The organism is Marivirga harenae (assembly GCF_030534335.1).
Classification (GTDB): domain Bacteria; phylum Bacteroidota; class Bacteroidia; order Cytophagales; family Cyclobacteriaceae; genus Marivirga; species Marivirga harenae.
Genome location: NZ_CP130565.1, coordinates 2,916,438 through 2,937,211, shown reverse-complemented (window position 1 = coordinate 2,937,211; position 20,774 = coordinate 2,916,438). Strand labels below are relative to the sequence as shown.

19 protein-coding genes are annotated in these 20,774 nt (G+C 36.0%); 9 read left to right on the top strand and 10 right to left on the bottom strand.

The genetic code is table 11. From position 1 onward, the window contains the following. Positions 1-181: 181 nt before the first annotated feature. A complete protein-coding gene (locus tag Q3Y49_RS12625) occupies positions 182-2,005 on the top strand; it encodes a DEAD/DEAH box helicase (protein WP_303268625.1) in 1,824 nt (607 codons plus the stop codon). Between the two features lie 85 nt (positions 2,006-2,090). On the opposite strand, the gene Q3Y49_RS12620 is transcribed toward Q3Y49_RS12625, so the two are convergent. Continuing rightward, positions 2,091-2,879, bottom strand: a complete 789-nt coding sequence (locus tag Q3Y49_RS12620) for a hypothetical protein (protein ID WP_303268623.1) — start codon at positions 2,877-2,879, stop codon at positions 2,091-2,093. Between the two features lie 286 nt (positions 2,880-3,165). Between Q3Y49_RS12620 and Q3Y49_RS12615 the strand changes: the two genes are divergently transcribed. Together Q3Y49_RS12615 and Q3Y49_RS12610 are read left to right on the top strand one after the other, a co-directional pair. Next, entirely contained in the window at positions 3,166-4,656 is a 1,491-nt protein-coding gene (locus tag Q3Y49_RS12615; protein WP_303268621.1) for a glycoside 3-dehydrogenase, read from the top strand. 235 nt (positions 4,657-4,891) lie between these two features. Next, positions 4,892-5,704 (top strand): 3-keto-disaccharide hydrolase, encoded by an 813-nt coding sequence (locus Q3Y49_RS12610; RefSeq protein ID WP_303268619.1) that lies wholly within the window; start codon positions 4,892-4,894, stop codon positions 5,702-5,704. A 63-nt stretch (positions 5,705-5,767) separates the two neighbouring features. Here the strand turns inward: Q3Y49_RS12610 and Q3Y49_RS12605 are convergent, their stop codons facing one another. The 3 genes from Q3Y49_RS12605 to Q3Y49_RS12595 all read right to left on the bottom strand — a co-directional run bounded on the left by Q3Y49_RS12605 (position 5,768) and on the right by Q3Y49_RS12595 (position 7,906). Further along, positions 5,768-6,667, bottom strand: a complete 900-nt coding sequence (locus Q3Y49_RS12605; protein WP_303268617.1) for a sugar phosphate isomerase/epimerase family protein — start codon at positions 6,665-6,667, stop codon at positions 5,768-5,770. A 73-nt stretch (positions 6,668-6,740) separates the two neighbouring features. Then, entirely contained in the window at positions 6,741-7,163 is a 423-nt protein-coding gene (gene mscL, locus Q3Y49_RS12600; RefSeq protein WP_303268615.1) for a large-conductance mechanosensitive channel protein MscL, read from the bottom strand. A gap of 197 nt (positions 7,164-7,360) precedes the next feature. Then, on the bottom strand, positions 7,361-7,906 hold the full coding sequence (locus Q3Y49_RS12595) for a DUF2911 domain-containing protein (RefSeq protein ID WP_303268613.1): 546 nt from the start codon (positions 7,904-7,906) through the stop codon (positions 7,361-7,363). A 216-nt stretch (positions 7,907-8,122) separates the two neighbouring features. Here Q3Y49_RS12595 and Q3Y49_RS12590 point away from each other — a divergent pair, with 216 nt between their 5' ends. Together Q3Y49_RS12590 and Q3Y49_RS12585 are read left to right on the top strand one after the other, a co-directional pair. Further along, complete coding sequence (locus Q3Y49_RS12590) at positions 8,123-8,605, top strand: deoxycytidylate deaminase (protein WP_303268611.1); 483 nt, start codon at positions 8,123-8,125, stop codon at positions 8,603-8,605. 96 nt (positions 8,606-8,701) lie between these two features. Continuing rightward, a complete protein-coding gene (locus Q3Y49_RS12585; protein WP_303268610.1) occupies positions 8,702-9,172 on the top strand; it encodes a lipocalin family protein in 471 nt (156 codons plus the stop codon). 27 nt (positions 9,173-9,199) lie between these two features. Here Q3Y49_RS12585 and murB read toward each other — a convergent pair whose 3' ends face one another. Beyond that, a complete protein-coding gene (gene murB, locus Q3Y49_RS12580; protein ID WP_303268609.1) occupies positions 9,200-10,225 on the bottom strand; it encodes a UDP-N-acetylmuramate dehydrogenase in 1,026 nt (341 codons plus the stop codon). Positions 10,226-10,339: 114 nt separating this feature from the next. Between murB and Q3Y49_RS12575 the strand changes: the two genes are divergently transcribed. After that, on the top strand, positions 10,340-11,146 hold the full coding sequence (locus Q3Y49_RS12575; RefSeq protein WP_303268608.1) for a tetratricopeptide repeat protein: 807 nt from the start codon (positions 10,340-10,342) through the stop codon (positions 11,144-11,146). A gap of 9 nt (positions 11,147-11,155) precedes the next feature. On the opposite strand, the gene xseB is transcribed toward Q3Y49_RS12575, so the two are convergent. The 5 genes from xseB to dnaG all read right to left on the bottom strand — a co-directional run bounded on the left by xseB (position 11,156) and on the right by dnaG (position 16,131). Then, a complete protein-coding gene (gene xseB / locus Q3Y49_RS12570) occupies positions 11,156-11,359 on the bottom strand; it encodes an exodeoxyribonuclease VII small subunit (RefSeq protein ID WP_303268607.1) in 204 nt (67 codons plus the stop codon). A 105-nt stretch (positions 11,360-11,464) separates the two neighbouring features. Continuing rightward, positions 11,465-12,247, bottom strand: a complete 783-nt coding sequence (surE, locus tag Q3Y49_RS12565) for a 5'/3'-nucleotidase SurE (protein ID WP_303268606.1) — start codon at positions 12,245-12,247, stop codon at positions 11,465-11,467. Positions 12,248-12,260: 13 nt separating this feature from the next. Further along, the gene (locus Q3Y49_RS12560) at positions 12,261-12,953 is read right to left on the bottom strand and encodes a hypothetical protein (protein ID WP_303268605.1); all 693 of its coding nucleotides are present in this window, start codon (positions 12,951-12,953) and stop codon (positions 12,261-12,263) included. Beyond that, complete coding sequence (locus Q3Y49_RS12555; protein ID WP_303268604.1) at positions 12,892-14,115, bottom strand: bifunctional 3,4-dihydroxy-2-butanone-4-phosphate synthase/GTP cyclohydrolase II; 1,224 nt, start codon at positions 14,113-14,115, stop codon at positions 12,892-12,894. Before Q3Y49_RS12555 ends, Q3Y49_RS12560 begins: the two co-directional genes overlap by 62 nt. 93 nt (positions 14,116-14,208) lie before the next feature. After that, a complete protein-coding gene (gene dnaG, locus Q3Y49_RS12550) occupies positions 14,209-16,131 on the bottom strand; it encodes a DNA primase (RefSeq protein ID WP_303268603.1) in 1,923 nt (640 codons plus the stop codon). 137 nt (positions 16,132-16,268) lie between these two features. Here dnaG and Q3Y49_RS12545 point away from each other — a divergent pair, with 137 nt between their 5' ends. The 3 genes from Q3Y49_RS12545 (at position 16,269) to Q3Y49_RS12535 (ending at position 20,720) form a co-directional block, all read left to right on the top strand. Next, positions 16,269-17,363 (top strand): Mrp/NBP35 family ATP-binding protein, encoded by a 1,095-nt coding sequence (locus Q3Y49_RS12545; protein WP_303268601.1) that lies wholly within the window; start codon positions 16,269-16,271, stop codon positions 17,361-17,363. A gap of 12 nt (positions 17,364-17,375) precedes the next feature. Next, a complete protein-coding gene (locus Q3Y49_RS12540) occupies positions 17,376-17,651 on the top strand; it encodes a NifU family protein (protein ID WP_303268599.1) in 276 nt (91 codons plus the stop codon). A 117-nt stretch (positions 17,652-17,768) separates the two neighbouring features. Continuing rightward, positions 17,769-20,720, top strand: coding sequence for a M43 family zinc metalloprotease (locus Q3Y49_RS12535; RefSeq protein ID WP_303268598.1), 2,952 nt, complete (start codon positions 17,769-17,771; stop codon positions 20,718-20,720). Positions 20,721-20,774: the final 54 nt, after the last annotated feature.

Sequence of the window (20,774 nt, the reverse complement as noted above, 5' to 3'; positions counted from 1 at the left end):
ATATTATCTTGACACAAAATAATATTTGGTTATTTTTAATAAAGTAGTGGTTTATCAAAAATTTATTTCTACCTTTGCATCACAATTACAATCCTAGGCTACTCGAAAGGTTCGAAAATGGCTTGGGTTAAGCCAGGGAATAATCGAGAGTCGCTTTAATGCAATAGGCTGCTAAGCAGTCATGTCACAACATATCCCTGATATTGTATTAAATTTTTTACAACAACGCATGTTAACATTCGAAGAATTAGGCCTTAAGCCTGAAATCCTTAAAGCTATTTTAGAAATAGGCTTTGTGGAACCAACTGCCATTCAGCAGAAAACTATTCCACATTTATTAAATACTAAGCAAGATCTTATTGCCTTAGCTCAAACAGGTTCTGGGAAAACTGCTGCCTTTGGATTACCTGTCATCAATCAAATTGATGGTGATTCTAAAAAGACACAATCATTGGTATTATGTCCAACTCGTGAGTTGGCCATTCAAATTGCTAATGACTTTAACGCATATACCAAATACACCAAAAAACTAGATGTATTACCGGTTTATGGTGGTTCAAGCATTGAAACTCAAATAAAAGCCTTAAACAAAGGTGCACAGATCGTAGTGGGTACACCTGGACGAGTTGTGGATTTGATCAAAAGAAAGAAATTAAAATTAGAAGACATTGAATGGGTAGTTTTAGATGAAGCCGATGAAATGTTGAATATGGGTTTTAAAGATGATTTAGATTTCATTTTATCTCATACGCCTGACCAAAGACAAACCCTATTATTCTCTGCGACTATGTCGAAAGAGGTTTTAAGGATTTCCAACAACTACATGAACAGTCCTGAAGAAATTTCATCAGGAAAAAGAAATCAAGGTGCTGATAAAGTAGAACACTTTTACTTTGTCGTAAATGGAAGGGACAAGTATTTAGCTTTAAAGAGAATTGCGGATATTAACCCTAATATTTACGGAATTATTTTCTGTAGAACCAAAAGAGAAACACAAGAAATTTCTGACCAATTAATGGCGGATGGCTATAATGCTGACTGTTTGCATGGTGATTTATCACAAGCGCAAAGAGATGCAGTAATGGGGCGTTACAGGAAAAAGAATTTACAAATGTTGGTTGCCACTGATGTAGCTGCCAGAGGTTTGGATGTAAATGAAATCACGCACGTCATCAATTATAATATCCCTGATGATTTGGAAACTTATACGCACCGAAGTGGTCGTACAGGCAGAGCTGGAAAAGCGGGTATTTCAATGGCCATTATTGGCCCAAGAGACATCAATAAAATCAAGCAATTAGAAAAGATTTTAGGTAAAACTTTCACCAAATCTGAAGTTCCTGCTGGTAATGCAGTAATTGAAAAGCAGTTGATGGCTTTTATTGAAAAAGTAAAAGCTTCTGAGGTAGACGAAAAACAAATGGAGCCTTTTATCGAAAGTATTAGTGCGGAATTTGAAGATCTAAGCCGCGAAGACTTAATCAAGAAATTCGTTTCTTTAGAATTCAATAAGTTTTTAGATTACTACAAGAATTCTGCAGACTTAAATCAAAAGGCCAAAGCAGGAAGAGATTCTGATAGAGGCGAACGAGGCGGCAGCAGAGGAGATAGCAGACGAAAAGACGGTAATTTCAATAAATTATTCTTGAACATAGGTGAAAAGGATAATTTGAATGCTGGTACTTTATTGGGCTGGATCAACGGTTTACAGAGCGTTCCAAACGGAATTGAATTTGGTAAAATTGATGTTCAAAGAAGTTTTACTTTCATGGAAGTAGAAAGCCAGCATGAGCAAACTATTTTAGAGGCTTTGAACAAAAGTGATTTTGATGGACGAAAAGTGGTGGCAGAACCGAAAACAGGTGGTGGACCAAGAAAATCAAGCAGACCTGAAGGTAAAAGAAATAGTGGAGGCGGAAGTGGATTCAAGAAAAGAAGTGGCGATAGAAAACCAGGTGGAAGAGCTAGAGTGAAAGCTGGTTCTGGTGGTGGAAGAAGAAGATAGTAGTTTGAAGTAACGCTATTTCAGGACTAGACATTAAAATCAAAAAAGCCTTTCTGCAGCGATGTAGAAAGGCTTTTTTGTTTCGTTATTCACAAGAATAAGCTAAATCAATGATCAATGTCTTAAGTGATTCTTCCTCTTCTAAACTATACCACTGTTGTATATATTCAGTAATATAACCAGCTTCATTAATAGAATATTCATGATAAACTTCCAGATAAGGGGTACCATCTTTTAAAACCCTTTCAGATAGATTAGCTAATCGAGAATCCATTAGCATAGTATAATAAATATCCCTATCAGAAAACGCAGCCAAAATAAATTCGGAATTCTGATTGTTCGGCCTACCATCTAAGTAAGTAAAGTAGTCAGTATATGCTAAAGTAACGATCTTCTTAAGTAACTCGTCCTCAAATTCCAAAGTGAAGTTTTCGACTAAATTATAGCTTCCTGACCCTGAATTTAATATCTGTAGTAACTCATTATCCATCTCCCGATTATATAGTATTCCCGAACTGATCTTGCCCTCACTATATTCAATTTCTAAATCTGTTTCCCTTTCACCTTCCGAGTAGCCGACAGTTTCAATTTTTCTTATTCTGCCCATACTATCATATGAATAATAATAAATTGTTTGTCTAGAAGTATGGTAATATTCTGTCAATAAATTTAGATCATTGAAAACTAGACTATCTGTGTACACTGAAGTATCATTTTCCAGACTGATCTCTTTGAATATAACTTCTGTTGGAATACAATCAACTGCTCCAGCAACCTCTCGAACAGACTCAAAGGGGTCAATATCCGTTTCATTCTCTAATTCATCATCTTGATCCGTTTCAACTATTTCATCCTCCTTGCATGAAAATATCAAAATTGAAAAAAATAACCCAAAAATCAAGTAGCTTTTGCATTTGTACATCATATAAACAATCAACTTTTAAAAGATATAGGTTACATTAAAAGATAATTACCGCTTATCCTAAAACGAAGCTAAGTGTAAAAATTACACTATCTTTTTTACCAAATTAACTCCTGTATTTCAGGTAGTTAACCTCTATTTAAGTTTAAAGACCTCACCTTTAACCAAAAATTCTTATGTTTTATTCAAGAGATTTCCTAATTTCATTCCACTTAAACTCTTAAAAACACTATTTCATATGGACGACATGAATAAAGACAATCATTTAAACAGGCGAAAATTCTTGCGTAATATGGGTCTGGCGGCTGCTGGCATCACTATAGTGCCAAGCAATGTGATCGCAGGCTTAGGACACACAGCACCTAGTGACAAATTGAATATCGCAGGTATCGGTGTGGGCGGCATGGGACGTACTAATTTAAGAAATATGAATTCCCAAAACATTGTGGCTTTAGCTGATGTGGACTGGAAGTATGCTGATAAAACTTTCAAAGACTATCCTAAGGCTAAGAAGTACAAAGATTACCGCAAGATGTTAGAAGAAATGGACAAGGATATTGATGCAGTGATGATCAGTACACCTGACCATACGCATTACGTTTCTGCAAAAGATTCAATGAATGCCGGAAAACATATCTACCTTCAAAAACCCCTTACACATTCAGTGTACGAATCAAGAAAGCTACGCGAATTAGCAGATAAAACCGGTGTGGCCACTCAAATGGGTAACCAGGGAAATTCATCTGATGACATGAGGAAAGTTTGTGAATGGATATGGAATGGTGAAATTGGTGAGGTAACAAAAGTAGATGCCTGGACGGACAGACCAATCTGGCCTCAAGGATTAGAAAGACCAAAAGAGAAAATGGAGGTGCCAAGCACATTAGATTGGGATCTTTTCTTAGGCCCAGCTGCTGAAAGACCTTATCATGAAGCATATACTCCTTGGAATTGGAGAGCTTGGTGGGATTTCGGAACGGGTGCATTAGGAGACATGGCTTGTCATATTATGGATCCTGTTTATAAGGCATTAGAATTAGGATACCCTTATGCATTTGAGGCTACATCTTCACAAGTTAATACAGAAAGCGCCCCAATGGCAGAAAAAGTGACTTACTACTTTGGTGAGCGACCAAAAAAAGGGAAAATCAATATGCCGGGAGTAGAATTTACCTGGTACGATGGAGGATTAAAACCTGACAGGCCTGAGGGCTTGAAAGACGGATGGTATCCTGGTGATCAAATGGGCTGGGGTGGAGCCATTTTCTATGGTACTAAAGGAACATTAATTTGCGGTACTTACGCCATGGAACCATTTATTATCGGCAGAGAAGATAATCCACCACCTGTAACCAATGAATTAAGGAGAATTCCAAAAGCAATGGAAGGTGGACACGAAATGGACTTTGTTAGAGCTTCTAAGGAGAATAAAAAATCCAGAGTAGAATGTAGCTCTAATTTTGCTTATGCTGGCCCATTGAATGAGGTGGTTGTATCTGGAAATTTAGCTGTTAGACTTCAGGATTTAAGAAGAAAGCTTGACTGGGATGCTGAAAATATGAGAATCACCAATATTGGAGATGACGAAGAAATCAGGGTCGTAAGCACTGATAGTTTCACTGTTGTTGATGGTAATCCTAGATTTGATACAAAATATCAAACCATAAATGCTAAAAAAGCAGCGGAAGACTATATCAAGAGGCCTTATAGAAAAGGGTGGAATTATTGATTGATAATTAGTAATTAGAGAATTAATAATTGAATTAAGCTGTTAGGTCATGACCTCAGCCCCCACTGTTTCGGTGTTTTCACCGAAACTTTGGCAGTTCACGGCTTAAAATAGCGTTGCAAAGGCTTGCAGGAGAAAACATCTGCAAGAGGTATGTAGTATCTTGAACCAACTGGTTTTAACATAGTAACAAAACATAAACAATTTTAATCATAAAACTCAAAATCATAGAACAATGAAGAAATCAATTTTTATAGGCTGTTTGGCGATGTTTGCGATTTACGCATGCGACAGCAGCAAAAAATCAAGCAGTGAAGAAGAAAGTGACAGCACAGCTATTGAAGAAGTTGTAGAAGAAGTGGCAGAAAAAATTACAGGTCCTAACACTTTGACTGCAAAGGAAAAAGAAGATGGATGGAAGCTTCTATTTGATGGCAAAACCACAGATGGTTGGCGTGGATATAAAAAAGAAACTTTCCCTGCTGCATGGAATATAGATAAAAACTCACTTCATATCCAAGGTTCTGGTAGGGGTGAAGCTGGAGCACAGGACGGTGGAGATATAGTATATGACAAAGAATTTGCTGATTTCCACTTAAAATTAGAATGGATGGTGGATAGCGCTGCTAATTCTGGAATATTATATCGTGGAAAAGAAGAGTACGATTACATCTGGAAAACCGCTCCTGAAATGCAAGTTTTAGATAACAAACACCATCCTGATGCGAAGCTAGGCAAGAATGGCAACAGACAAGCAGGATCATTATATGATCTTATTGCGGCAGATCCGCAAAATTTCAAAGGTCATGGAACTTGGAATAAGGCCGAGGTTATAGCAAAAGGAAACAACATAGTTCACATCCAAAATGGTGATACTGTTGTACAGTACACGATCGGATCTGAAGAAATGAAAAGCTTAATAGCCAACAGCAAATGGGCTGACATAGGAAATGAAAATTGGGGTGATATTGCTCCAAAGGGATATTTTGCCCTTCAAGATCATGGTGATGATGTGTGGTTCAGAAATATTAAGATTAAGGAAATGTAAGTAGTTGGATGAAGGATGATGGATGAAGGGTGAAAACCTAATACATCCATCATCCAACACCCATCACCCATCTCTCTTAATACCCTTCAAATATTCATAGCTTTTAGTGATTTCTATGAACGGCTTTCCGCTTTTAGTTTGGTCTTGCTCAACAAAAAACTGTTTTAAGCCAGCTTTTGATGCATGATTAAAAATTCTTTGCCAATCAATTACTCCTTCCCCAACAGCAGAGAAAAATTGCTCCTCTCCTTCTCCCATATCTTTCACATGCCATAATGGAAATCTACCCTCGTTATTTTTAAAGTATTCCACAGGATCTACTCCTGCCCGTGCTGTCCAATACAAATCCAATTCGAATTTTACCAAATTCACATCACATTGGGACAACAATAAATCATAAGGGATATTACCATCAAGTGCCTGAAATTCAAAATCATGATTATGATAGGCCATTTGCAAGCCGTACTCCCTGGCTGTTTCCCCACAGGAATTCAACAAATCTGACAACTTTTTATAATCATCAATGCTTTCACGCTCAGAATCAAAAAGATATGCACAAGCAATATGACTTTGCCCTAGTTCTGCAGCATCAGCTACTGTTCTTTCCCAATCATTCGTCATAGTACCAACATTCTCAGGCATAGCCCAACCCGTTAGCACGTGACTACTCTTTGCTTTCAAACCAAGATCATCAATTATTGACTTAACTTCCTTAATACTATTACCGAAATACTTACCATCAGAATAATTAAAAAATTCAAGATTTTTATATCCGATTTTAGAAACTTTTTCTATAGTACCCTTAAAGTCTTTCTCCAGTGCTTCTCTCAGAGTATATAATTGAAGCCCAGCTTCACTAGCAACTCCTTGAATTTTAGGGCTACAAGAAGAAAGAATTGAAGATGGAATAAATGCAAGTGCAGAGGCCATACCTGCATGTTGTATAAATTTTCGTCTGTCCATAGTGTTATAGTTTTGATATTGGAATTTAGCAATAATTGTAAATACATGGAAATAAGAATGCTAAAAACAACACCTATTTCTTTTCCTTCAACAAATCTCTGATTTCTGCCAACAGTTCAATATTACGAGGAGTGGAAACAGTTCCATCCTGCTCATTCTCTGATTTTTTTCTCAGCTTGTTAAACATCCTTACAACCAAATAAATACAAAAGGCGATAATTAGAAAATCTATGGTGACTTGAATCAGATTTCCGTAATTAATGGTAATGGCAGCACTTAATATATTGCCATTTCCGTCCAACTTAGCCTCCTTAAAAACATAAGCTAAATCCTGAAAATTTATTTTTCCAATGAAGATACTTAGTACTGGCATAATTAGATCAGCCACGATGGAATTCACAACTTTAGTAAATGCAGAGCCAATGATAATACCAACTGCCATATCAAAAACATTTCCTTTTATGGCAAATTCTTTAAATTCTTTGAAGAAAGTCATAGTATAGTAAGTTTGTGAAACTAATTGAATTTTCAAATTACTGTTAAAGCAAAAAAGCTACAAGGATTATTTTCCTCATAGCTTCCTTCTCATAGAAAGAGTAAGTTTTCTCTTGTGTAAAATCCGAAATAATTGCTTAAGTCCTTGGATAAAAGACATCTAAATTTAAGCAGACCACTGATAAAAATACGCGTGTCCTAAAATTCGATCGGAATACTTACCATTGTATTCGCCCAAATCATCTGAAGACTTACCTCACCCTCAACTTGATCAAACCTGATGGTAAAAGGTTCAAACAATTGGTCGGATTTACTTACTGGCACTTCAAATCTCAATAGATCTTTTTCTTCGTCATATTTATATGCCCCCCATTGACCTACGTCTTTGTTTAAAATTATAGTCCAGCTTTTAGCTCCTGGAATCGTAAATACAGAGTAGGTCCCCGCTGGAACAACTTCACCAGCCATGTTTATTGTGTCAGTAACTGTGATTTCAGTAGCTTCATTAGCCCCAGTTCTCCAAACTTTACCTAATGGAGCAAGTTCTGATGTAGCTGTAAAAGACTCTCTTCCTCTAAGATGTGGTCTTCCATAAGTTACTTTTACATAAGTATCCTCAAAAGAGTAAGTCACCATTCCCAAAGGGCTTGGCTTTTGTTTTAAAGCTTCTTGAGCCTGCGCATCAAAACTTAATAAAACAAGCATTGCAAAGCAAGCAAAGATTGTTGAGATGATTTTTTTCATAATTTCAAGTGTTTAGAAATATTTTAAATTGCCACATACCCCCTAGGGATCCCTAGGGGAGAATAGTCAAAGTTAAAAAACCTAATTAAACAACCTTCAAAAATACGTTCTATTCATTTCGGTTGTTAGACAGGATTAATAACTATTAGCTGTTTTTATTTGAAAGCAATTTACAATTTTATTAATCATCGCACTATATTCCATTATATTTGTTTCATGGAAAAACCACAATTTGACGATATTTTCATGGAGTTAGCCGTAAACTTGGCCAAACGTTCTCATTGTATCAAAAGGCATGTTGGAGCTGTCCTAACCAAAGAAACTAGAATTATCTCCATTGGATATAATGGCCCTCCAGCCGGCACACATAATTGTGATGAAGAATTCCCGGGAAAGGGCTGCGGACTAGATTCTAAAGGAAGCTGCATGTTGGCCATTCACGCTGAACAAAATGCTATTATGTATGCAGTTAAAAATAATGCCTCTGTGGAGAACTCAACACTTTACGTGACCCTTTCTCCTTGCTTGGCATGCGCACGAATTATCTATAGCATGGGTATTACAAAAGTGATTTTTCTTAATTCCTATGCTGAATACAAAGGTTTGGATCGAGATGAGGGATTAGACTTTCTGGAAAAATTCGGAGTAGAAGTGGCGAAGTATCAGGGTAACTTGGAGAATGTAACACATATGATTTAAAAAATCATAAATTTTAAATATTCCATACCTATTCTTTGTGAAAGTTATTTTCTTAAGAGAATATACTTACTTTTGTTCTTAAACAAAATATTAAAAATGAAAAATTTCAAATTACTAGTAGTATTATTTATTGGATTGTTTATCCTTCAAGGATGTAACAAAGAAGATGACGAAAATTTGTCTAACACAGCGGACTTAATTGGATTATGGACCTCCACAGAGGTGGAAATAACATTTTTAGTAGATGGTCAACCGTATACTGATAATGATTTAGCACCGCAGTTTGAGGGACAAGGTCAGACGTTGGTCTTCCGAGAAGATAATACCTTTACATCAAATGAAGGTACTGCTGATGAAGATAAAGGAACTTGGTCTTTGAACGCTGAAGGTAGCATCATCACATTCAATAGTGATAGTGGAGAAAGTTACGAATACGAAATTCTATCATCCTCGGATAGTCAACTGAAAATCAAATACGAACAAGATATCACAGCTTTAGCAGCATTTTTTGGTGTGGAAGTTCAAGAAGAGTTTATCCTTGAAGGTGAAGTAATCTTAGTGAAATAAATAGCACTTTAGTATAATTTCAAATACTTAAACAAAATTCACCTCAGGACTCAGTTCAACACCAAATTTGTTTTGAACTGAGTCCTGAATTTTTTTGGCCAAATTCATAATATCTTTTCCTGTTCCATTACCATAATTCACTAGTACCAAAGCTTGCTTTTGGTGCACTCCTACCCCATTTTCACTATAACCTTTCCATCCTGCTTTTTCAATTAGCCAGCCGGCTGCTAATTTAATTTGACCATTATCCAATCCATAGGAAGGCAATTCAGGGAATTTTTCAATTAATTTATTAAACTGTTGGGAATTAATAACAGGATTTTTAAAAAAGCTACCCGAATTACCAATCTTAGCAGGATCTGGGAGTTTTGACTGTCTTATTTCGATCACTGATTCACTTACATCCTGAATGGAAGGACTTTTGATACCTTTCTCTTTCAAAACATCTTGAATAATTCCATAGGACATTTGCAATCTGTGAAAACCGTATCTATCCAATTTAAAACTAACGGAACTTATAAAATACTGTCCTCTATACTTATGCTTAAACACGCTTTCCCGATATCCAAAATCACAATCAGCAGCAGTAAAAACTTCTATCTCAGCAGTTTGAAGATTAACTGCCTCCAGTGAATGAAATGCATCCTTTATTTCAACTCCATAAGCACCAATATTCTGCATGGGTGCTGCTCCCACTGTGCCCGGTATTAATGACAAATTTTCTAATCCTCCCCAGTTCTTCTTCAGTGTATAAAGTACAAATTCATGCCAATTCTCGCCTCCACCACATTTCACAACAACTGATTGATCCTCTTCTTCTAGAATTTCAATACCAGTAATACAATTCAGAATTACCAAACCATGAAAATCTTCGACTATCAGGACGTTACTCCCACCCCCCAAAATAAGATGCTTATTATCTCGCCACTCCTTACACTTTAGCAGTTCTTGAAATTCTTCAGTTGTATTTATTTTAATAAATAAATCTGCTTTAATATTAAATCCAAAAGTGTTGTAAGCCTTTAATGATTGCGCTTTTAAAAATTTCAACATACTGCTATGTGTGGACGGTATTAATCTAAATGTATCAAATAATATAAATTAAATGTACAATTTTTTAATTAAATACTATTTTATTAGTTTAGTGATCTAAGCGATAAAATTACAATGAAAAATTTATTCATCATAAGTATAGTCATATTCATTTTCACAGCTTGCACTGATCACAAAGAATTAGGTAGCCAATTATTTGAAGAAGGTAATTATGAGCTTGCCATAACACATTTTGAAGAAGTGCTGGAACTTGATCCACGAAATGAAATGATGCTTTATAATGCTGGGAGATGTTATGAGGAGATGGGACTATATGAAAAAGCGATTGAGAAATATGATAAAAGCATTTACTACCAAAGAGATTTAACCATTGCCTACTTAGGAAGAGGAAGGTCATATTTCAAAAGTGAAAATTACAAAAGTGCAGTGATAGATTTTAAAAATGCACTTTACTACGATGAGAAAAATGAAGATGCACTTTATTACGGTGGGCTCAGCTTAATGAAAGACTCGATTTACGGCAAGGCACAAAAAGCATTTACTGAGTTATTGGAGATGAACCCGGATCATTATAAAGCTAGATACAATAGAGGTGTCCTTTATGCCATTCAAGCCAATACTTTATTCGCTTTATCAGACTTCAATAATTTAATACGAAATAAAAAACTACTTAAAAACGCCTACTTTAACAGAGGAATGATCTATCAGTACATGAACAACTATGACGGTGCAATACATGACTTTTCCAAAGCACTTGACCTTGGCTTAGAGAACGAAAACATTTATTTAAAAAGAGGAGAATGCTACTCAAGTATTCAACAAACTCAGAATGCCTGTAAGGATTACGAAGAAATGGCGAAATACAACAAGTCAAAGGCAAAAGAATATCTAATGAAATATTGCAATCTAGTCAATCTCTAGGATAAAGCGCTACTCTTCTAAATCGCTAAAGGCAATGTCAACTTCCTTTTCAGCTCCTTTAAGCATAGATTTACAATTCTTTAACAAATTCATTGATTCCTTGACTAATTCAGTCAACTGGTCAATTGGAATTTCTTCATTCTCCACTTTCTTCAAAATATCCTCTAGTTTTTGGAGGGATTCTTCATATCCCAATTTTTTGCTTTTCGCCATGACAATGTAGAATCTAAATTAACAGTAAATATAATCTCAAATTTGACAGCTAGTTAGCTGATGACTAACCTAACGCTTCATTATAAACATCACAATCAACCCTTTCTAATCAATTTCAATATCCCATTCATCATTTAACATACTAATGGTATGATGTGCAGTCAAATCAAATTGACAAGGGACTACAGAAACAAAATTATTAGCAATAGCCCATTCGTCATTATCTTCTCCTTTGTCAAAGTTCACAAAATTCCCTGCCATCCAAAAATACCTTCTGCCATTAGGATCGAACCTCTGGTCGAACTCCTCTTCCCATTTCGCTCTTGCTTGACGACAAATTTTTATTCCCTGAATTTTCTGATTTCGCTTGGGTGGAAAATTCACATTTAAAGTGGTGTATTTAGGCAAGCCGGTCGCTAGAACTTGTTTCGCAATCGCTTTAACATATTCAAGAGCGTGCTCAAATTCCGCATCCTGTGCATAATCACACAAGGAAAAACCGATTGAAGGACAGCCTTCAATGGCCCCTTCAATAGCTGCCGACATAGTTCCAGAATAGAGTACACTAATTGATGTGTTACTGCCATGATTAATTCCACTAACAATTAAATCTGGTGTTCGATCTTTCAAAACATGATGTTTCGCTAGTTTTACACAATCGGCTGGAGTACCGGAAGACTCATAGGCTAAAATATCATCCCCAAAAATATCAGTTCTATCTAATCTTAAAGTGTTTCCAATTGTAATCGCATGTCCCATACCTGACTGCGGGCTGTTAGGAGCTACAACAACAACTTCCCCCAACTCCTTCATGCACTCCACTAAATGACGAATACCTTTACTCGTTACTCCGTCATCATTACTTACTAAAATCAATGGTTTCTCCATAATAAATTATCGATTATCTCGATGAAACTAATTCGTTATAATAATTCATAATAATAACCAAGTCACCTTGCCTATCTACCTTCAATCGTTTGTCCTTTATATAGTCTTTCATCTGCGGCTCCAGTTTTCCAAAAAATGGCATCAGGTCCTTTTTCTTTTCAGAGAATTTATGAATTTCACCATCATCTGTTAACAAAAAATAATCATAGGTTAATATTTCTCTTCTTCCAAACCCTCCTCTCGTCCTATACATTGGATTACCAAACCTATTATTATTCTCTATGGTTACATACTCTCTGGCCATCAAGGTGATTTTTCCCTCTTCTAAAATCTCAAAGAAAACAGGCGTCTTTACCCTACCCTTCAATTCATAAGGAATGGAATAAATCAATCGCACACGTTTAAAGAACTGGCAATGAATTTTAAAGAAAAGAATTTTCTGAGATGTAAAAGTTTTGACGGTCTTACTTGTAGTATATTGTACTAAATTTGATTCAAAATCATATTGTATTTTTCCTTGTAACGTATCCTCAGAATCCAAAACAATAAAGCCTGGATGCCACATTTCTTGCGGTAAATTTTGACTTAAGGATGTCGAGGAAAAGAGGAATAATGATATAGTACAAAAAACAACAACCTTCACATTAACTGTTTTTAAGAATGCTATGTCCCATTTTGTCTCGCTTGGTTCGTAAATAGTTTTCATTGTGTTTATTTGGTGGAATCTCTAAAGCAACATTCTCCACAATTTCCAAGCCATAACCAAGCAAGCCAGCTCTTTTTGTTGGATTATTTGAAACTAATCTGATTTTTCTAACACCTAATTTCCGTAATATCTGGGCACCGACCCCGTAATCTCTTTCATCCATCTTAAAACCTAAAGCCACATTAGCCTCTACTGTATCCATGCCCTGTTCTTGTAGTTTATAGGCTTTTAATTTATTCATCAAACCAATTCCTCTTCCCTCTTGATTCATATACACAATAACTCCTTTTCCTTCCTTCTCAATCATCTCCATCGCCTGATGTAGCTGTGGGCCACAATCACACCTACAAGAGCCAAAAATATCACCTGTTAAACAAGAAGAGTGTACGCGGACCAAAACAGGCTCATCTTCTTCCCATTCTCCCTTTACTAAAGCCAAATGGTTATCTTTAGTAGTGGTTTGTTCAAAGGCTATTAATTTGAAATCACCAAAATCAGTCGGCATTTCAACGTCTACCTTTTCCTCAACCAATGACTCATTATCTAACCTATATTCGATTAAATCTTTAATAGCAACTAACTTCAAGTTAAATTTATCAGCTACCACTCTCAAATCGGGTAAGCGAGCCATGGTCCCATCTTCGTTCATTATTTCCACCAAAACTCCACCTGGGATTAGCCCTGCCAATCTAGAAAAATCGACTGCCGCTTCAGTATGACCAGTTCTTCTTAATACCCCACCTTGTCGTGCTTTGAGCGGAAAAATATGGCCTGGTTTACCTAGTACTTCTGGTTTTGTATCTGGATTTACTAAGGCCTGGATTGTTTTAGAACGATCGCTAGCTGAAATCCCAGTAGTTGTTCCCTGTCCAATCAAATCAACTGAAACTGTAAAAGGAGTTTCGAATTGCGCAGTATTTTTGCCTACCATCAATTCTAATCCAAGCTCATTACATCTATCTTCCGGAAGTGACGCACAAATCAATCCTCTTCCGTGTTTGGACATAAAATTAATAATTTCAGGGGTTACCTTTTCAGCTGCACAAATGAAATCACCTTCATTTTCTCTATCTTCATCATCTACAACAATGATAATTTCCCCGTTTTTGATCGCTTCAATAGCCGATTCTATAGTATCTAAATGGATTCTTTCTGATGACATAAATCTTTGAAAAATAATAAATCACAAAGGTAGCCATTATTTCATGATTACCCGACAAAAATTAAACGAATGCGTTCTGCAAGTGTTTGAATATTATTTCACAACCACCATACCTAATAGGTTACCAATCTCCATTTTTGCTTGATTAAGTTGCATTAAATATTGCAGAATAACATGCTCATCGTCTTGAGATTCAATATTTTTCAATTCTTCGGTATTTTTTTCCATCAAGTGCAGTATCGATCTATGTTTCAATCGCAATACATGAGTATAGATAGAGTCATTTAGTATATGACGTTCATGGGAAGTGAATATTTCAAACTTTTTCTCCCAGTTTTCACTCAGTTCATATCTATCAGTGTAAAGAGAGAAAATCACTTTCCTTACTGCTTCTGAACCGTTCTTAATAAAGTGAGACTCGTTTAAAACCACCCCTTCCTTTAAATGGGCTACAAAATCCTTTAGTATTTCAGCATAAACAGGATGAATGAACTCAGTGTCAGCCAGTTCTTGAAGCAAATAATCGATTACTAATTTATCTTCTCCTAATGGTAACTCAGCATAGGTTAATAACAAACGAATACTTTCCTTTTCTTGCAGCGCAGCTACTTCAAAAGGACTATATTGCTTTTGTATTTGTTCGGGCGCCTGATTAAAGCTTTCGCTCAAATAGTTTGCTTGGCGCTTGGTGATATCCCCCTTGCTCTGTTTGTCACGAAGAATTACTTTATTTTGCTCAGCAATTAAAATACCCTCATCTATTTCGAGTATATCGCTACATTCTTTAATATAAATTGCTCTCTTTACAGGGTCGGGAATCTTAGAGATAGAGCGCACAATATCTTGAATAGTCTCTGCTTTTCTAATTGGATCCTTCTTTGTCTCTTCTAACAACAAATCGGATTTAAAGCGGATGAAATCCTTTGCATTTTGATCTAGGAAAGCTTTAAAGGCCTCATCCCCCATTTTTTGGGAATAACTGTCCGGGTCTTCACCATCAGGAAAAATGACAACTTTAACATTCAGCCCACCCTCCAAAATTAAATCAATCCCACGCATAGCAGCTTTTAATCCTGCCGCATCACCATCAAATAAGACCGTCACATTTTGGGCATATCTTCCAATGAGCTTTATTTGCTGAGTGGTTAATGATGTTCCAGAAGACGCTACAACATTTTCAACACCCGATTGATGTAGCGAGATTACATCAGTATATCCTTCTACTAAATAGCAATTTTCTTCATCTCTTATGCTTTTTTTCGCTTGGGAAATTCCATACAACACCTCACTTTTGTGATATACATCCGTTTCCGGGGAATTGATATACTTCGGTTGCTTTTTATCATTTATTAGTATTCTGGCCCCAAAAGCAATGGGTTTTCCAGAAATGGAATGAATAGGGAAGATTACACGGTTACGGAATCTATCGTAGGTCTTGTCTTCTTTTTTAATAATCAAACCTGCTTTTTCCAAAATCTCTTCACTGTGCCCTGCTTTTTGGGCTGCTTTTATTAGACCATCCCATTGATCTAAAGTGAAGCCTAAATCAAACTTGTCAATTGTTGCATTGGAAAATCCACGTTCTTTGAAGTAGCTTAAACCTATAGATTTACCATCTGGGTGATTATGCAATAAATCCTTAAAATATTCTGAAGCAAAATTTAAAACAATATATAAGCTCTCTCTTTCATTAAATGCTTCTTCCTGCTCAGGTGAAGATTCTGTCTCCTCAATCTCTATGGAATATTTATCAGCCAATTGCCGAATGGCTTCAGGGAAATTAAGGCCTTCCAACTCCATTATAAACTGTATAGAATCTCCTGCTTTACCGCACCCAAAGCATTTATATATTCCTTTGTTTGGAGCAACAGAAAATGAAGGGGTTTTCTCCTCGTGAAAGGGACAGCAAGCCCACAGATTTTGTCCCTTCTTTTTAAGCGGTACATAATCGCCAACTACCTCCTCTATTTCTGCTCTGTCTTGAACATCTTGTATCGTTTTCGGACTTAAACCCACTGATTTTTAATATTTTTTAGTGTTTATTTAAACTAATTCCAACTAATTTCCTTAATGAATTGTTAGCTAAATTGATAAAGTTTAACTTGCATCAAATTCAAAGTAAAAGTAAGATTTTTTAATTACAAAAGATATATATGGCTGTTACTAAAGATAGCATTATTAAAGCACTAAGCACAGTGGATGATCCAGATTTTAAGAAAGATTTGGTGACTCTTAATATGATCAAAGATGTTAGCATTGATGGAAATGCCGTTTATTTTACGGTAGTGTTAACTACACCTGCCTGTCCATTAAAAGAAGTAATAAAAAATGATTGTATCAATGCAATCCACAAACTTGTGAATGCTGATTTACAAGTGTTTCCGAATATGACTTCTGACGTTACTTCTACTAGAAGCAGTGCTCCCTTATTACCAAACGTGAAAAATATCATCGCTATTGGATCAGGTAAAGGTGGGGTCGGAAAATCAACTGTAACAGCAAATTTGGCCGTTTCTTTAGCTCAAGAAGGTGCAAAAGTAGGTTTAATCGATGCCGATATTTTTGGCCCATCAATCCCAACAATGTTTAATTGCGAGGCAGAACAGCCTGAAGTTAGGCAAGTAGACGGCAAAAATATAATTGTTCCAATTGAGCAGTATGGCATAAAACTTATTTCAATTGGATTTTTAACTCCGCCAGATAATGCAGTGGTTTGGAGAGGGCCAATGGCAAGTTCAGCATTAAAGCAATTTATTGGCGACACGGACTGGGGTGAGTTGGACTATTTGTTAATTGATTTACCTCCAGGAACAAGTGACATACATTTAACCCTGGTTCAGACTATTCCAGTAACAGGTGCAGTTGTAGTGACCACACCTCAAAAAGTAGCTTTAGCAGATGCCAAAAAAGCAATTGGAATGTTCAAGCAACCTCAGATAAATGTACCTATTTTAGGGCTAGTTGAAAATATGGCTTATTTTACACCTGCAGAACTTCCAGATAATAAATACTTTATATTTGGAGAAGGGGGTGGCTACAAGATGAGTGAAGAATATAAAATTCCTTTTTTAGGTCAGATGCCATTGGTGCAATCAATACGTGAAAGTGGAGACTCAGGCTATCCAACTGCAATGAAAGATGGGCCATCAGCCGATGCTTTTAAAGAATTGGCTCAAAAACTAGCCCGACAGGTTGCAATTAGAAATGCAGGCATGGAGGGGACCAAAATAGTAGAAATGACGAGATGAAATCAATAAATTATGGATGTTTTAGATAGAATAGAGAAAGCATTAGATTCCATTAGGCCTTATTTAGAAGCTGATGGTGGTAACGTGAAAATTTTAGATTTAAATGAGGGACTCTTGCGGCTGGAATTGTTAGGTGCTTGTGGCAACTGTCCTATGTCCACGATGACATTAAAAGCAGGCGTGGAAGAGGCAGTTAAAAAAGCAGTACCGGAAGTAACAGCAGTTGAGGCTATAAACATCACTTCTGCAGATGACCCAAACGCTGAACTACCAGAAACAATGCGTTAATATTATTTTGAATTAACATTAAATTCAAAAGAAAATTATGCACTGAATTAAGTTATAACGTAATCCTTGGTTTTAATTTAGAGTCTAATTAAATTTAGACAAAACTACTTAGACCCAATGAAAAAACTATACCACTCTTATTTCAAATTAACCATTGGGAGTGGTATTTTTATTTTATTTCAATTAATCAACATGCCACTGCTATCTGCCCAAGAAAGATGTGCAGTTCCAAAAATTTTAGAGGAGAGAGAAAAAAAATATCCAGAACTCAATACCGAGAATTTTGAAAACTGGATAGCTAATCAGAAAATCGCACTAGATGTCAGTTCTCAAAGGCAACAAAATGTAGTCCAAGTTCCAGTCGTATTTCATATTATTCATAATGGAGAACCTGTGGGTGTAGGAGGAAATCTACTTAAAAGCAGAATAGATCGTCAACTCGAAATTTTAAATGAAGACTTTAATCGGCTGAATGTAGATGCAAGTGAGACCTTAGAGCAATTTCAGGACCTTGCTACTTCATTCGAAATTGAATTTATATATGCCAAACAAAGTCCCGATGGCTTTGAAACTAACGGAATTGTGAGGGTACCTGGTAGTCAAGCAAGTTACAGCTACCAAGAAAGGGCTGTACTAAGTTCAGAAAGTTATTGGCCCGCAGAAGATTACCTTAATATTTGGATTGCGGACTTAGCTGGAGGTAGCTTAGGTTGGGCAGAATTTCCAGTCTCAAATCTTGCAGGCTTAGATGCGGCTAGTAATAACCGATTAATTGATGGTGTAAGCATCGATTATGTGTACTTTGGTGAAAACCCGGACAGCCCTAGTTTTGAAAGTAAAGGAAGAACTGCAACTCATGAAATGGGCCACTTTTTTGGTTTACGCCATATTTGGGGTGATGGAGGATGCTCTATCGATGATTTCTGTGAAGATACCCCTCCTTCAAATAGTTCGAGTTCAGGATGTAACCTTAGCAAGACCACATGCGGGAATTTGGATATGGTTCAAAATTTCATGGACTATACTAATGATGCATGCATGAATATTTTTACTTTGGATCAAAAATCCAGAGTCCGAACTGTAGTAGAAAACAGCCCAAGACGGAAAAGCCTTACTGAATCAAAAGGGTTGGAGGAACCTCCAATCTTCAATCGTGATTTGGGCCTGTCGGAATTAAATTCTCAATTTAACGGAAGTTGCAGCGGCAACTTCAACCCCCAAATAATCATTAAGAACCAGGGAATATTTCCAGTTGAGGATTTTACAGTTCAATTGTTTATTGATGGGGTTTTGGAAGAAACATTGGAATACAATGAAACCTTGGAAAGTGGTGAAGAAAAAATTGTCTACTTTTCTTTACTAAATTTTGAGGATACTGGGCAGTATTCTCTATTTTACAGAGTAAATTTGGAGGGAAGCTTTGAAGATGAGCGGCTTGAAAACAACCAAAAAATAGAATATTATCAAAAACTGGAGGCCGCAAGTCTCCCTTACGAAAAGAAATTTCAAAATAACATTATCCCTTGGTTTGTAAGAAACCCAGATAGCGAGGAGACCTGGCAGCTATTTGACGCAGGCTTAGGAATACCTTTCTTTGATAACCGTCAAAATTTTGGTGAAATTGACCAAATTGTTTCCCCAATTTTTGATTTCACCACTATTGATGTGCCTGAACTTAGCTTCATTTTTGCACAAGTAGGTGATTCCATTCCAAACAAAATTAGTATATACGCATCCTATGATTGTGGACGAACTTTCAATGACCTAATCTTCACCAATAGCATAACGGATATATCTACAGCCTATGAAATTGACTCTCTTTTCACACCAAAACACCGTCTAGATTGGGACACCTTAAAAATTGATCTTAACAGACTTAAAAATGAAGAATCTGTCAGTTTTAGCATTGTAGCTGAAAACAGATTATCTAATAATTTTTACATCAGCGAGTTCAAAGTTGAAGAGTCTAGCAAAAAGAATAAAGAAATAGAAATTATAAAATGGGACGACATTAATCCACTTTTCTGCGATGAGATATTGGCAGGGAAATTGACTGTCAAAAATGTTGGCAGAGAAAACATTAATAATTACAAAATCGAAATACGAAATCAAGATGAGATCGTAAAAGAATATATTTTGAATAATGAAGTTCTAATTTCCGGGCAGGAAAGCATAGTGGATATATTGATTGCACAGCCAGAGCAAAATATTGGAGAATATGAAGTTCGGGCCATTACTAACGACTTGGAAGAAGAAGTTGTTAATACATTCTATTTGCCTTTTGAGAATAATTGTTTTGAAGAATTGCCTCCTTTGAGATTAAGTTTAAAGGATAATAATAATGACAATTGGTTTGATTTTAATCCTGATAAAGATGCTGGATGGACGTACAGTAGTAACAATCTTGCCGTAAACAGTAATTCTTCTGCAATTACGAAAGAAGATTCTGAAGATTGGTTGATAAGTCCTCTTATGGATGTAAGCAATACCAATTATCTAGGCCTTATTTTCGATATATCCTATAGAAAAGCATTTAGACAAGCAGAAAAATTTGAGATATACATTTCAGATATCAATGGGAAAAATTTCAATACTTTAATTTATAGTAAATCAGGAGATTCCTTAGCTACATCTTTCGGTAATGATGTTTCGAATCAATTAATATGGAGAAATGAATTTATTGATCTATCGCCTTATGTATTTAGAGAAAAAATTCGTTTAGCATTCAAAGTAACTCATGACAATGGACATAATTTGTATTTAAAAAACATTACCTTCTTTGTAGGTCAGTCTCCCCCACCTCCGTATCCTAACACTGCCAAGCCTTTTGTGATTTATCCCAATCCTGCTAAAAACGACCTAAATTTACATTTAAATCTGGACGTTGCGGAAGAAGGTTTTTTCCAGATTTTGGATATGAGAGGAAAGGTAATGTTAGAATTTACTGAACCAAAAATCTTAAACCAATATATCAACTTTAATATTTCACAATTGGCAGACGGCATGTATATATTGAGACTCAATACCAAAAGAATGACAGCTAGTGAAAGGTTTATCATCCAAAAATAAGGCGCTAAATAAGAAAACATCAAAATTAAATTCACTATTCGTAAATCATGAGGT